This is a genomic window from Rouxiella badensis, from assembly GCF_002093665.1.
Taxonomy (GTDB): Bacteria; Pseudomonadota; Gammaproteobacteria; order Enterobacterales; family Enterobacteriaceae; genus Rouxiella; species Rouxiella badensis.
This window is the reverse complement of record NZ_MRWE01000011.1, coordinates 114433-128469: the sequence shown is the minus strand read 5'-3', so window position 1 is coordinate 128469 and position 14037 is coordinate 114433. Positions and strand designations below refer to the sequence as shown.

11 protein-coding genes are annotated in these 14037 nt (G+C 55.7%); 7 read left to right on the top strand and 4 right to left on the bottom strand.

Annotated elements, in window-relative coordinates:
- Positions 1-90: 90 nt before the first annotated feature.
- Entirely contained in the window at positions 91-1101 is a 1011-nt protein-coding gene (locus BS640_RS08795) for an MDR family NADP-dependent oxidoreductase (RefSeq protein ID WP_139802798.1), read from the bottom strand.
- A gap of 313 nt (positions 1102-1414) precedes the next feature.
- On the opposite strand from BS640_RS08795, the gene lldR reads away from it, so the two are divergent.
- From lldR to BS640_RS08780, 3 genes are all read left to right on the top strand, one after another.
- Positions 1415-2176: a transcriptional regulator LldR gene (gene lldR, locus BS640_RS08790; RefSeq protein ID WP_017492862.1), complete on the top strand. Its 762-nt coding sequence runs from the start codon at positions 1415-1417 to the stop codon at positions 2174-2176.
- 23 nt (positions 2177-2199) lie between these two features.
- Positions 2200-3348 (top strand): FMN-dependent L-lactate dehydrogenase LldD, encoded by a 1149-nt coding sequence (gene lldD, locus BS640_RS08785; RefSeq protein ID WP_084912403.1) that lies wholly within the window; start codon positions 2200-2202, stop codon positions 3346-3348.
- Positions 3349-3586: 238 nt separating this feature from the next.
- Positions 3587-4618 carry an isocitrate/isopropylmalate dehydrogenase family protein gene (locus tag BS640_RS08780; protein WP_017492860.1) on the top strand — a complete coding sequence of 344 codons (1032 nt, stop codon included), beginning with the start codon at positions 3587-3589 and terminating at the stop codon, positions 4616-4618.
- Positions 4619-4769: 151 nt separating this feature from the next.
- Here the strand turns inward: BS640_RS08780 and BS640_RS08775 are convergent, their stop codons facing one another.
- Together BS640_RS08775 and BS640_RS08770 are read right to left on the bottom strand one after the other, a co-directional pair.
- Positions 4770-5816: an NAD(P)-dependent alcohol dehydrogenase gene (locus BS640_RS08775; RefSeq protein ID WP_017492859.1), complete on the bottom strand. Its 1047-nt coding sequence runs from the start codon at positions 5814-5816 to the stop codon at positions 4770-4772.
- A 24-nt stretch (positions 5817-5840) separates the two neighbouring features.
- Positions 5841-6845 carry an aldo/keto reductase gene (locus BS640_RS08770; protein ID WP_084912402.1) on the bottom strand — a complete coding sequence of 335 codons (1005 nt, stop codon included), beginning with the start codon at positions 6843-6845 and terminating at the stop codon, positions 5841-5843.
- A gap of 683 nt (positions 6846-7528) precedes the next feature.
- Between BS640_RS08770 and efeU the strand changes: the two genes are divergently transcribed.
- From efeU to BS640_RS08750, 4 genes are all read left to right on the top strand, one after another.
- Entirely contained in the window at positions 7529-9124 is a 1596-nt protein-coding gene (gene efeU, locus BS640_RS08765; protein ID WP_084912401.1) for an iron uptake transporter permease EfeU, read from the top strand.
- 60 nt (positions 9125-9184) lie between these two features.
- Positions 9185-10411 carry an iron uptake system protein EfeO gene (gene efeO / locus BS640_RS08760; RefSeq protein ID WP_084912400.1) on the top strand — a complete coding sequence of 409 codons (1227 nt, stop codon included), beginning with the start codon at positions 9185-9187 and terminating at the stop codon, positions 10409-10411.
- Positions 10412-10414: 3 nt separating this feature from the next.
- Positions 10415-11683 (top strand): iron uptake transporter deferrochelatase/peroxidase subunit, encoded by a 1269-nt coding sequence (gene efeB / locus BS640_RS08755; protein WP_026110667.1) that lies wholly within the window; start codon positions 10415-10417, stop codon positions 11681-11683.
- Between the two features lie 113 nt (positions 11684-11796).
- Positions 11797-12630 (top strand): helix-turn-helix domain-containing protein, encoded by an 834-nt coding sequence (locus BS640_RS08750; protein WP_084912399.1) that lies wholly within the window; start codon positions 11797-11799, stop codon positions 12628-12630.
- 68 nt (positions 12631-12698) lie between these two features.
- Here BS640_RS08750 and BS640_RS08745 read toward each other — a convergent pair whose 3' ends face one another.
- Positions 12699-13991 (bottom strand): NAD(P)/FAD-dependent oxidoreductase, encoded by a 1293-nt coding sequence (locus tag BS640_RS08745; protein ID WP_084912398.1) that lies wholly within the window; start codon positions 13989-13991, stop codon positions 12699-12701.
- Positions 13992-14037: the final 46 nt, after the last annotated feature.

The window sequence follows — 14037 nt, the reverse complement described above, 5'->3', positions numbered from 1 at the left end:
ACATAATATTTGAAGAAGAAATTAATTAATTTTAGACAAGCGGAAATAGCGCAATATAAATTGCGCTATTTAATCTCCTTAATGATAAATCTATTCGATACTGACTATCGCCTTGCCGATATTCCCCCCTTTTAACATCGAAAGAAATGCCTCGACGATATGATCAAAGCCATAGGTCACCGTATCCTGCGGCACGACTCTGCCACTTTGAATATGAGGAATAATAAATTCCTCCAGCTCTTCCTGTAGATGCTTATAGTCACGCACCAGAAAACCCTGCAACGTTAAGCTTTTGCCAACGACATCGAACAGGTTATAGGGGGCGGACGGTGGCGTTAAGGCACTGTATTGCGCGACCGCACCTATCAGCGCTGCACGCCCGTAATCTTTGAAGGCGGCGATAGCGGCCTCAAGCTGCTCACCGCCCACATTGTCCAGATACACGTCGATACCTTCGGGGATGATGTCACGCAACTGTGCGCTTACCTTGCCGGACTGATAAACAAAGGCGTCGGTATATCCGAGCCTGTCGGTCAGAGTCCTGGATTTTTCTGCATTACGCGTGCTGCCAACGATGCGCTTAGCCCCCAGCAGCGCGGCAAACTGGGCGGCTGCCGACCCCACGCCGCCTGCCGCCGAAGAGATATACACTGACTCGCCGGGCTGCAAACGGGCAATTTTGGTCAAGGCTACCCAGGCGGTCAGTCCCGTTCCCCCCAATACGCTCAGCCACGCCCGCAAAGGCACACCCGCGACCGGCGCCAGAACCCGCACTTCGTCTGCCTCAACCTGGGCGAAGGTGCGCCATCCTTTGCGGTGAAAGACCCAGTCGCCCGGCTGCAATGCCGGCGTATTAGAGCGGATTACCCGTCCAATCGTTCGCCCCTCTAATGGTTCGTTCAGCTCCCAGTCGCCGTCCATGCATTCGCGCATGTAAGGGTCGACTGAGAAATGGACATTCTCGACCCATGCGGCCCGTTCTCCCAAGGGTTCCAGCGGCCGTTGAACAAATTGAAAATGCTCGGCAAGGGGCTCTCCGTGGGGCCTGGAAACCTGATGAACAAAGATATTGTGCTGTTTTTTTACGTTATCACGACTCACATTCACTACCCTGTAGAATTATTAACCTGAAGGCTAAATGTAGTATTGGATTGATGAGGCGTTAAATGCTGATTAAGCAATTATTCTTAAGTTATTAGCATAAGCCTGATGTTGTCAGGGTCTTTGGCCCAATAATGAACTTTGGTCCTACCAATCATCTCAAATAGTCGATCCTGCTCGCAGATGACGCATCCTGTTGCCCGCCCTTCTTGCCACACTTCAACAATTCATTAACTATTTGAACCACAGAGCGCCACATAGCGCATTTTGGTCGGACCAAAATAAATACCGGCCTGAGAAATGAGAGACTACGATGCCCGCATCCTCCCCCCGCGTCGCCGACAGTCTGGTCGGCCGCTTGAAAGCCTTTATTGACCAGCAGCAGCTCGAGGGCGGCATGCGTCTGCCCGCCGAGCGTCATCTGGCCGCCGAGCTTGGTGTGTCACGCTCATCGCTGCGCGAGGCTATCCAGAAACTGATAGCCGCAGGCCTGCTGGTCAGCCGTCGGGGAGGGGGCACCTATTTACGCGAGTGGCAGGAGCCCTGGGCCGAGACACGTATCGTCGCCCCGCTGCGCGAGCTCGTGATACGGGATCCGGACTATCGCTACGATATTCTTGAGGCACGGCACTCCATCGAGGCCAGCACCGCCTGGTACGCCGCCCTGCGCGCTACGGAGGCCGACAAGGAACAGTTGCAGTACGCCTTCGATGCCACGCTGATGCTCAACGAAAGCGAAAATCCTGACCTCGCAGCGCAGGCAGACGTGCGTTTTCACCTCGCCATCGCGGCCGCCTCGCACAACGTCGTGCTGCTGCAAACCATGCGCGGATTCTTTGAGCTGCTGCAATCTTCGGTGATGCAAAGCCGTCAGCGCATGTACAGCCAACAGACGATTTTCGCCAAACTCACCGAACAGCACCGCACACTGCTGAACGCCATTCTGCAAGGCGACGCCGAACAGGCGCGGCTGGCGGCAATGGAGCACATCGGCTTCGTTCACTCGACCATTAAAACGCAACACGAAGATGAAGCCAGACAGGCCCGCATCACGCGCCTGCCCGGACAGGAATAACCAGGAACTCAGGAGAATCACCCATGATTATTTCAGCCTCCAGCGACTATCGCCCTGCGGCAGAGCGCATACTGCCTCCGTTTTTGTTTCACTATATTGACGGCGGCTCCTATACCGAGACGACGTTAAAACGCAACGTCGAAGACCTGTCGCAGATAGCGCTACGCCAGCGCGTGCTGAAAAACATGTCAGCACTGAATCTTGAAACCAAATTGTTCAATGAGACGCTGTCGATGCCGGTGGCGCTGGGCCCGGTGGGCCTGTGCGGCATGTATGCCCGACGTGGCGAAGTGCAGGCGGCGCGAGCGGCGGCGCACAAGGGTATTCCGTTTACGCTCTCGACCGTGTCGGTTTGCCCTATCGAAGAGGTGACACCGGCTATTGACCGCCCGATGTGGTTCCAGCTTTATGTGCTGCGCGACCGTGGGTTTATGCGCAATGCGCTTGAGCGAGCCAAAGCAGCGGGCTGCTCGACGCTGGTATTTACCGTTGATATGCCTACGCCGGGCGCGCGATACCGTGATGCCCATTCTGGCATGAGCGGCCCCAATGCGGCGATGCGCCGCTACTGGCAGGCCTGCACGCATCCGCAGTGGGCGTGGGACGTGGGCATCAATGGCCGCCCGCACGATCTCGGCAATATCTCGGCCTATCGCGGCTCGCCCACCGGATTAGAGGACTACATCGGCTGGCTGGCCAATAACTTTGACCCCTCCATTTCGTGGAAAGACCTCGAGTGGATCAGGGAGTTTTGGGACGGCCCGATGGTTATCAAAGGCATTCTTGACGCCGAAGACGCCCGCGACGCCGTGCGTTTCGGGGCGGACGGCATTGTGGTCTCCAACCACGGCGGTCGTCAGCTCGACGGCGTGCCTTCCACCGCCCGCGCCTTGCCGGCCATCGCCGAGGCAGTCAAAGGTGATATTACTATTTTGGCAGACGGCGGCGTGCGCAACGGGCTGGACGTGGTGCGCATGATTGCGTTGGGTGCCGACACCGTGCTGCTCGGTCGCGCGTACCTTTATGCCCTCGCCACCCACGGCGAACGCGGCGTCGAGGCGCTGTTAACGCTTATCGAAAAAGAGATGAAGGTCGCCATGACGCTGACCGGCGCAAAAACCATTGCCGAAATCACCTCGGACATGTTGGTGCGGGAAGGCGTCATTCGCTAACAACGAGCGGGAATTTAAGCAAATATTGCCGGGGATCGCGGCGGGGGGAGAAAGTTTAGTCGAATCTGGTAACATTTTTTGACTTTAGCATTGTCGGCTAACGTTTATGTGATACGTGTCAGATATGTTATAAAGATGTAGCAAAGCGCAGATTACTGTTGTCACCGTGTGAGAAGTGGCGTTAACCTGCCTAACTTGACGTAGTCCCCCCCTTTTATCAAATAAAGAGAAAGGTAATATGCACCAACTAGACAAGAAAATTCCCGCTACGCTGATTCCTGGCGATGGCATTGGGCCGGAAGTCGTTGAAGCCACCGTCAGGGTCCTGGATGCGCTAGGGCAACCGTTCGAATGGGATGTACAACAGGCTGGCGTAGCTGGCGTCGAAGCTGAAGGGGATCCGCTGCCGGCGAAAACCCTGGCCAGTATCCGCGAACGTCGCCTGGCCCTTAAAGGTCCACTGGCAACGCCAATCGGTGGCGGCTTCCGCTCCTCAAACGTGCGTCTGCGCGAAGAGTTCGAGCTGTTTGCCAACGTGCGTCCTGCGAGCACCCTGATCCCGGGTCGTTTCGAAGATATCGATCTGGTGCTGTTCCGCGAAAACCTGGGGGGTTTCTACGTCTCTCACGAATATTACATTCCCATCGGTGACGACCCTAAAGCGGCAGCAGTTTCTACCGGCGTAAACACTAAAGAAGGCAGCAAACGCATTGCACGTTATGCCTTTGAATACGCGGTGAAAAACGGCCGTAAAAAAATCACCGTAGTGCACAAGGCTAACATCCTGAAAGCCCTGACCGGTATCTTCCTGGATGCCGTGCGTGAAGTGGCCAAAGAATACGAAGGCCGCGTTGAGCTGGACGACATGATTGTCGACGCCTGTGCGATGCAGCTGGTGATGAACCCATGGCGTTTCGACGTGCTGCTGTGTACCAACCTGTTTGGTGACATTCTTTCTGACCAAATCGCCGGTCTGGTCGGCGGTCTGGGTATGGCACCGGGTGCCAATATCGGTAAAGATGCCGCTATTTTCGAAGCCGTTCACGGCACAGCACCGGACATCGCGGGTAAAGGCCTTGCCAACCCGATCTCCCTGCTGCTGGCAGCTGGCATGATGCTGGATCACGTAGGCCTGCAGGACTCTGCAACCAAACTGCGTGCAGCAATCTATGCCACCCTGAACGAAGACAATATTCGCACCGGCGACCTGAAAGGCACTGCCACCACCCGCGAATTTACTGATGCGATTATCCGTCGTCTCGAGAAGTAATTTCCCGCCGTTCGGATAAAGCCAAGACAACGCCCCTGCCAACCGCAGGGGCGTTTTTCTATCCCGCCTTTCACTGAGTGCGCGAGGCGCTGCGCTGTGAGGAATAAAAAACGGCACTGATAGCTCAATGCCGTTTTAGAGGCGTGGTCGGTTAGGCCGATAACGAAGACATATCGATCACGAAGCGGTAACGCACGTCAGATTTCTCCATCCGTTCAAACGCGTGGTTGATCTCGTCGATGTTAATCACTTCGCACTCCGGCAGAATATTTTTTCTGCCGCAGAAATCGAGCAGCTCCTGCGTTTCCGCAATTCCACCAATCAGCGACCCGGCCAGACGGCGGCGACCAAACACTAATGGCATGGTCGGCTGTTCGTCGATTGGGCCAATCTGCCCCACCATCACCATCGTACCGTCAACGTCCAGCAGCGGCATATAGACAGAAACATCGTGCTGTACCGGAATGGTGTCGATGATGAAATCAAAGCGGCTCTGCGCTTTTTCCATCGCGCTGGCGTCGGTTGAAATCAGATAATCGTCAGCACCCAGCTCTTTAGCATCTGCAGCTTTGGCGGCAGAACGGCCAATCACCGTGACCGTCGCCCCCAGCCCTGCGGCGAGCTTAACGGCCATGTGACCGAGTCCGCCCAGACCGACTACCGCCACGCGGCTCTGTGGACCTACGCCCCAGGTGCGCAGCGGCGAATAAGTGGTGATACCGGCGCACAGCAAAGGCGCAACGCGGGAGTAGTCCAGCGTCTCGGGAACGCGCAGGATGAACTCCTCTCGCACCACCAGATGCTTCGAATAACCGCCCTGCGTAACCTCTTGGGTCAGACGATCCTGACCTGCATAAGTCGGCGTCATACCTTCGCGGCAGTACTGCTCTTCGCCGTGACGACACTGGTCACACTCCTGACAGGAGTCGACCATACAGCCGACAGCGACCACGTCACCGGCTTTGGTATTTTTTACCGCGCTCCCGACGGCGGTCACGCGCCCCACAATCTCGTGGCCCGGCACCATCGGGAAGAGTCCAAATCCCCAGTCGTTGCGCGCCTGATGCAAATCCGAGTGGCAAACGCCACAGTAGAGAACTTCCATCGCCACGTCGTTATCGCGTAATTCACGACGTTCGAATGAAAAGGGTGCCAGCTTGTCGCCGGCTTTGAGTGCAGCGTAGCCTTTCGTCAGCATTTACATTACCTTCAGTTTGAGTAGTTAACGTGTTCTGCGGCCTTCGACCGGATAACCTGGATCAGTATAGCCGTGGGTCGAGGCATGGCCCGGCGCAACTAAAGAATTGATGAAATCTTCATCTTCCTGGGTGATGGAAACGTCCAGACTCTGCATGTAGCTGTCCCAGTGAGCTTCGGTGCGGGGTCCCACGATAGCAGAAGAAATATTCTGATTATTCAATACCCAAGCGATAGCGAAGGCAATCGAGTTAGTGCCGCGGTCGGCGGCGTAAGCGGCAATCTTCTCGGCAATCGAAATAGATTCTTCACGCCATTCAGTCTGTTTGATGCGCATGTCACCGCGTCCTGCACGGCTGTCTGTCGGCGGGGCGGTCTTGGCATTATATTTGCCGGTCAATACGCCGCGTGCCAGCGGACTATAAGGCACCACGCCCAGTCCGTAATGCGCAGCAGAAGGGATCTGCTCAACCTCTGATTTACGGTCAACGATGTTATACAGCGGCTCACTGACCACCGGACGCTCTATCCCGAACTGGTCGGCGATGCGACACATCTCGGCAATGCGCCAGCCAGAGAAGTTAGACACGCCGTAGTAGCGGATTTTACCCTGATTGATCAGTTCGCCCATCGCGCGAACGCTCTCTTCCAGCGGCAGGTCAAGCAGCGCACGGTGAAAATAAAGAATATCAAGGTAGTCAGTATCGAGGCGCTTCAGGCTGCCTTCGACCGTCTGGCGGATCCACTTTCTTGACTGCCCTACCTGATTTGGCCCCCCGGCAAACGGGAAGCCGAACTTGGTCGCGATAACCCAGTCATCACGGTTCGCCGCCACGGCCTTGCCGACCACTGCTTCGGATTTACCCGCGTGATAAACGTCGGCGGTATCGATAAAGTTTATCCCCTGCTCACCGGCTTTCGCGATGATACGTTTAGACGTTTCTAAATCAGTTTCACCACCAAACATCATGGCTCCCAGGCAAAGCGGGGAAACTTTCAGTCCGCTGCGGCCTAAATTCTTGTAGTTCATATTGACTCCGTTTATCGGTTTGACTTTCAACATCAGCCTGCGCCGGGCGTGTGTCATCAACGCTCAGCGCTGGCGTCGTCAGCTTTTTTTTAATAGTGGCATCCGTGGATTGATTGATAAATAGCTATTCTTGAATAGATTTATGAGCAAAATTCACTAATGGCGCATCATAAAAAGGAGGCGGGCCGGGAAAGAAATAAATAATCTCACGACCTCCCCTCAACGTCGTAAGGAATCGGGTATTTATTAAACGAAACTTATATATTGGCGATTATCAGGACTCTGCTTCGAGATTAATTACCTGACTTCAATGAAATGCTTTAATTGAACCTTAAAAAAACATTAAGAGAATGGTTAATTAAATTACCGTTATTTTTCGATAGCGTGGTTTTAACGGGATTTTTAGCGTTAATCATCCCCCTCTCCCGCCGGTGTTTTTCTCCGCAGGCTGCACCAAGGCTAGGATCCCCATTTGAATCAACGAGACTCCCTCCCCGCGACTCGAGGCAGCGGATTTTTATTATTTTGCACCGGGAAATTTAAAGGAAATAATTTGATACAACTGGAAATGAAATAAAGATTTTTTACTTTTTATTTTTGGTCAGATCTTCCAACTAAATAACGATAGTGATATTAATAATAATTATCATTTAATGAATCATTTACGGTTCGGAGTTGCCACAGTGTTAGCAACCTTTGTTATCGCGTTGCGTGAAGGACTTGAAGCTGCGCTGATCGTCAGTATCATCGCGGCCTTTCTAAGAAAAAATGGCAAAAGCCTGTCTGCAATGTGGGCAGGTGTGGCGTTGGCCGTCCTGCTTTCTATTATTGTCGGCGTCGGTCTGGACTTGACCGAGCGCGCCCTGCCGCAGGCAAGCCAGGAGTTTATGGAGTCCATCATCGGGCTGGTAGCGGTGTTCTTCGTGACCGGCATGGTAATGTGGATGAATACCAACGCCAAAAACATCAAGAAAGAGCTCGAGACCGAAGCGGCGCAAGCCATCAGTCAGTCTAGCGCATTCGCCCTTGCCAGCATGGCATTTCTGGCGGTACTCAAAGAAGGCTTCGAAACCAGCGTATTCCTGCTTGCCACCTTCTCCGTGGCTCAGTCAGCCATGTGGGCGGCGATAGGGGCAGTTGTCGGGCTCATTATGGCCGTGGTTATCGGCTGGGGACTCTATGTTGGCGGTATCCGCATCAATCTTGCGCGTTTCTTCCGCTTCACCGGCATGTTCCTGATTCTGGTTGCCGCAGGCCTTATCATCTCCTCTCTGCGCAGCGCACACGAGGCTGGCTGGCTAAACGTCGGTCAGGCGCGTTTCGTCGACCTCACCTGGCTTGTTCCTCCCGGCACCGTGCGCTCTGCGCTGATTACCGGCGTGCTGGGTATGCCTGCCGATCCACGTCAGATAGAGATAGTCGGCTGGCTGCTTTACATCGTCCTGGTCGCTGTAGTGCTTTACTGGCCTGCCAAACTGCGTCCATCGCCAAAAGCAGCGACCCGTTCGCTGTTTGCCTCTGCGGGCACACTCGCCGCCGCCGCCGTCGCCCTGTTCTGCCTCTATCCGCAGCCTCAGTTGAACGTTCCTGATGCTGCCCCGCTGGTCAATAACGATGCCAGGCCGCTGGGTCAGGCAAGCCTCACCAACGCCGATGGTTCCGGCTATCAGCTGCGCGTCGCGCTGACCGGCGGCAAGGTCGTTCAGGCCGACCTAAAGAGTGCTGACCAAAAAACCGATTCCTACCAGGGTGTTGCGGTGAAGGAATGGAATACTCAGAACAGCACCTCACCCGACGGCGCACCCGCTATCGTGACGCTGGACCAGGTCATGGCCTTCAACGGCAATCGTATTCCTATCGGACTCAATCCCGGCCAGCATCCGGGGCCTTATAACGCTAAATGGACGGTCAACTGCAACCTGACCACCAGGGTCGCACAGGGCACCCTGCTCTCGTCTACCGCTCAGGGCGAGACGCTGGTGACGCTAACAGGCAGCGGCCTACAGTCTCCGCGCACCCTGACCGTTCGCCGCAGTCAACTTGATACCGGCTGCGGCTGGCAGGTCAGCGCCGCGTACCAGCAGGACCTGATGACCCAATTGAAGGCCCAACAGTTTTCGCTTCAGAGCTACGTTTTCTGGGCGCACATGCTGCCGGCCTTTTTAGCGGCGCTGGCCATCATTTTCCTGGTGATTGCCCAACGAAGCCTCAAGCGCCTTCGCCAGGCTCATGCTTTGCCGCAACAACAGATGTACCAGAAAAAACAGGGTCTCCAATAGCAGAACCTCTAGATCGACCTAACTCGTACTACCTTGCTGATAACAATAAAGGACAGCGTTATGTTTAAAAAAACTTTTAAGAGAAAAGAAGCTCTGACCACAGCCGGATGTCTGACTGCACTGCTGATGTTCTCTGTTGATGCCTACTCTCAGGATGCAGCACCGGCACCGGTTAAAAACGGAGCCGCACAGGTCAATATTACGATGACCAGCGCCGACGGCGGCTCATGCGTTATCGACCACAACACGGCAAAAGCAGGCCCAATCACCTTTAACGTGATTAACAAAACCGCGACCTCGCTGACCGAAATCGAACTGCTGAGCGACAACCGTATTCTGGGTGAAAAAGAGAATCTGGCTCCGGGCCTGCCGGCATCCAAATTCACCCTGACGCTGGACGGCGGCACCTATCAGCTGTATTGCCCGGGTGCAAAACAGGAACTGATCAACTTCACCGTCACCGGTAAGAGCGCCGCACAGCCGGTAGGCAGCGCAGGTACCCTGCTGGCCGACGGCACGAAAGGCTACTCCACCTACGTTAACGGCGTGGTCGATGCCATGGTCGTCGCGGTCGATCGTCTGAAAACCGACATCGACGCGGGTAATCTGACCAAAGCCAAAGAAGACTATGCAAAAGCGCGTCCTTTCTACGAGCGTATCGAATCTGACGTCAGCGGCTTCGTGCTGCCGGGCTTCAAGGCCACGGACAACGCGGGCAACCTCGATTACCTGATTGACATGCGCGCCTCCAACCTTGACCCTAAAGTGGGCTGGCACGGCTTCCACGCTATCGAACGCGATCTGTTCGGTAACGGGAAAATAACCCCAGAAACTAAACAGCTGGCCGCAGAATTGCAGAAAAACGTTCAGCAGCTCGACAAGCTGACCAAAGCATTAACCTATAAACCAGAAGATCTGGCAAACGGCGCAGCGGACCTGCTGGAAGAAGTGCAGAGCACTAAAATCAGCGGTGAAGAAGAAGCCTTCAGCCACATCGACCTGGTAGACTTTGCAGGCAACGTGGAAGGCGCACAGCAGTCCTTCGCTTACCTGCAACCGGGCCTCGAGAAGATCGATCCAGACTTGACCAAACGCGTTGCCGAGCAGTTTGATGCGGTTAACAAGCTTCTGGACACTTACCGTGACCCTAAAGTCCCAGGCGGCTTCAAATACTACACCGCCGAAATCAAAGCGGCTGACGGCGCCAAGCTGAGCCGTAGCGTTCAGGCGCTGCAAGAGCCGTTGTCTAAAATCGCTGAGAAAGTGGCCACCAGCGGAGGCAAATGATTAATGAGCAGTAAACAACATCCGGCCAGGGAGGCCGGAGTATTTTCACGTCGAAATTTATTAAAAGGAGCGGTGGCCAGCGCGCTGGCTATTCCGATGGTCGGGTCTGCACACAATAAAACCGTGGCGGACAACGACCCTGAAGATAAGGTGGATTTGTCGCAGGAACATGCGTTTTACGGTACTGCGGAGCAGGCGGGCATCGCCACGCCACCGCAGCGCTATATCATGTATATGACCTTCGATATGACTTCCACCAACCCGCGCGATTTGCAGGTGTTGCTGGCCCGCTGGTCCTCGGCAATTGCCCAGCTGATGAAGGGTGAAACCCTCGGTCAGGTTGAGCCGATTCGCGACAGCGGCGTGGGCGCAGACACCGGCGAAGCGCTGGATCTCGGTCCGGCCTCGCTGACCGTCACCGTTGGCCTCGGTCCGCGTATTTTCACCGACGCCTTCGGTCTCGCGAAATACAAACCGGCGCTAATGCGTGAGCTGGTGCAGCTGCCAAGCGACAACCTGAAAGCAGAATTGACCGGTGGCGACCTGTCTTTGCAGGCCTGTGCCGACGATCCGCAGGTGGCTTATCACGCAATCCGCAACCTGGCGCGTATCGCAAAAGACACCGGCGCAGCGGAAACGCGCTGGTCAGTGTTGGGATTCGGACGCGCATCGGCGGGCAAAGGGCAATCGACGCCGCGTAACCTGTTCGGCTTTAAAGACGGCACGCGCAACATCACCGAAAAAGACGATATCGACAAGTTTGTCTGGATTGACGATGGCGGCCCGGCCTGGCAACAGCGCGGCAGCTATCAGGTGGTGCGCAAGATCATGATGCGCATGGAAAACTGGGATACCGACCGTGTTAGCGATCAGAATAATATCTTTGGTCGACACAAGGTTTCTGGGGCTCCGCTAAGCGGAACCAAGGAATTCGATACTCCAGATTTCACCAAAAAAGACGAGTCGGGTAATTTAGTCATTCCGGCTACGGCGCACATCAGTCTGGCTGCTCATGAGAATAATAACGGAATACGTATTCTGCGACGCTCATACAACTTTACTGACGGATTAAACAATGAAGGCATGCTGAGTGCAGGCTTACTGTTTATCAGCTATCAGAAAGATCCGGCGCACTTTGAAACGCTACAGGCCAAGCTTGGCGCATCTGACGCCATGAACGAATATATTTCTCATGTTGGTTCTGGAATATTTTTTGTCCCTCCTGCCCCGAAGGAAGGATCTTATATCGGTGCCGAGATGTTCGAGGCATAAATAATAATAAGCCTGTGACAATGACACAAAGTCGGCAATTGCCGGCTTTTTGTTTTTCTGGCGCGCGGATTGCATAGATCTGTGGCTTTCTTCAGCCGCCACAGGAATACGCCATGTCAGATGTTTTAACTCCGCGTCACGCGTTAACACTTCGCCCCGAGCAACCGTGGTTTGTGCTCAGCGCCGAGCAGCATTATTCGGTGATAGCCTCTGAGCATCCGGCGATTTCTCATTTCTACAGCTTCAACGTTGCACAGACGGCCAGTCAGACCATGGCGGTCCCGGACGGCTGTGTTGATATCCTCTTCGACTGCAATGCGTCTTCGCCGACCGGACGCGTCTGCGGCACGACGCTTGAGGCGCGCAGCGCAGAGCTGATAAGCGGCCATCACTATTTCGGCGTGCGTTTCGTCCCCGGCGTTATCCCGGATTTTCTCGATCTGATGGCGGAAGAAATCACTGACAGAGAGTTCAGCTTCCTCGACGTGATTCCCGGTTCGCGCCTCGCGCTCGAACAAATCGTTGAAACGCCGCTGTTCTCACGGAAAATCGAACTGTTTAACCGTAACTTTACGCCGCGACTGCTGCGTAAATCTTCCGCCAGCACGCCGGGGGTTATTCAGGCCATCCACCAGCAGCGCGGCAATATCAGGATGGAGCAGCTCGAGGCGTTGACCGGATACTCCTGCCGCACGCTCCAGCGCCAGTTCCGCCAGGACACCGGCATGTCACCGAAGGCCTTCAGCCGCATTATTCGCTGCCAGTCGGCCCTGAATACCCTGCATCAGCACGGCAGCATGACCTCGTCCGACCTGGCGTTCGACCTCGGCTTTAGCGATCAGTCGCACTTCCTGCGCGAATTCAAGAAACTGGTAAGTACGACGCCGCTGGACTATCAGCGACGCATCGCGCAGGAAATTTATGATGAGCGCATCCGCTATAACTAAAAGTAGGCCTCAGGCTGACCCCAGAGGGGGCAGCCTGAGCAAAGAGTGTCAGTGTAGGGTGCAGAAATTCAGAAACGTTCAAAACGATAAGGCGCAGGGTTAATGATGGGTGGAATCGCACAGAGCAGGTCAGCTGCCAGCTGCCCCGTTGCCGGCGAGGTGCCAAAACCGTGTCCCGAGAAGCCGGTCGCCACGGTCAAACCGGGCAGCGCGCTCACCGGCCCGATGACCGGATTCGAGTCCGGCGTCACGTCTATCGTGCCCGCCCACGCCTGCTCAATTTCTGCTTTTTCAAACGCTGGCCATGCGGCCATCAGGTTATTCATCGCCTCGCGGTTCAATGCCGGGTTAGCCGGCGGGTCGAGGGTGCGAACCTGCTCGAACGGCGAAGGCCGCGACAGGGGCCAACGGCGCGGCAGTGCCAAATCCTTTACGAATACCTTGCCCAGCGAGATGCGCAAAAAGTCACGCTGCGTTTTAAGCTGCGGCAGGTAACGATGCCCTAATAACAGATGATCCAGCGTCAGGCAGGCGTCGAGCGCGCCGCGCTGGGTGATGATAAACCCGCCGTCCTTGTGCTGGCGAAAAGAGAAATCAGGGCCGCCGATGGCAATATCCGTTGGCCCTTGCATCGGTTTTGTCCGCAGCACGGTGCAAATTAGCGGCAGCGTGGGCAGCGAAATGCCGTGGTTGCCGAGCAGACGCCTCGACCACAACCCGCCCGCCAGCAACGCCTGCTCACAGCGGATTTCACCGCGTTCGGTGACCACCCCGCTGACTCTGCCCGCAGAGGTCGCAAGCCCCCGCACCGCGCAGTTCTCAACGATGACAGCCCCCTTGGCTAGCGCGGCTCTGGCGATAGCGCTGGCCGCGAGCGTCGGCTCTGCCCGTCCGTCCGAAGGCGTATACAGGCCACCGGCCCAGTGCCCTCGCCCGCCCGGTACCAGATTGGCAATCTCCCGCGCGCTCAGTAATCTTGAGTCGAGGGAGAGATGCGCCACCGACTTCAGCCATCCCTCGTGCATCGCCCTCTGCGCCTGCGTCCGCGCCAGAAACATGATTCCCGCCTGACGGTAGCCTACGTCGCTGCCCACCCGCACGGACATATCGGCCCACAGCCGGTCTGCCGCCTGCGCCAAAGGAATATCCTCAGCGTGGCGGCTGGTTTTGCGCACCCAGCCCAGATTACGCGACGACTGTTCGCCCGCGATGCGCCCCTTCTCAAGCACCACCACGGGAATGTTGCGCTCGGCCAGCGTTAACGCCGCCGTCAGGCCGACAATACCGCCTCCGATAATTACCACCCCGGTGGCGGAGGGAAACTTCGGCGACGTTTGCACCGGACTTATTTCAGGAACCATAGCTTACCCTCTTGCGGGATAGTTGTTGCTGACGGCAGCGAGCCAT

Bases quoted from the DNA above. Each gene is read 5' to 3' on its own strand.
- BS640_RS08780 (WP_017492860.1), top strand. From the start codon at position 3,587: ATGCACCAACTAGACAAGAAAATTCCCGCTACGCTGATTCCTGGCGAT.
- BS640_RS08775 (WP_017492859.1), bottom strand. From the start codon at position 5,816: ATGCTGACGAAAGGCTACGCTGCACTCAAAGCCGGCGACAAGCTGGCA.
- BS640_RS08750 (WP_084912399.1), top strand. From the start codon at position 11,797: ATGTCAGATGTTTTAACTCCGCGTCACGCGTTAACACTTCGCCCCGAG.
- lldD (WP_084912403.1), top strand. From the start codon at position 2,200: ATGATTATTTCAGCCTCCAGCGACTATCGCCCTGCGGCAGAGCGCATA.
- BS640_RS08770 (WP_084912402.1), bottom strand. From the start codon at position 6,845: ATGAACTACAAGAATTTAGGCCGCAGCGGACTGAAAGTTTCCCCGCTT.
- efeB (WP_026110667.1), top strand. From the start codon at position 10,415: ATGAGCAGTAAACAACATCCGGCCAGGGAGGCCGGAGTATTTTCACGT.
- efeO (WP_084912400.1), top strand. From the start codon at position 9,185: ATGTTTAAAAAAACTTTTAAGAGAAAAGAAGCTCTGACCACAGCCGGA.
- BS640_RS08745 (WP_084912398.1), bottom strand. From the start codon at position 13,991: ATGGTTCCTGAAATAAGTCCGGTGCAAACGTCGCCGAAGTTTCCCTCC.
- lldR (WP_017492862.1), top strand. From the start codon at position 1,415: ATGCCCGCATCCTCCCCCCGCGTCGCCGACAGTCTGGTCGGCCGCTTG.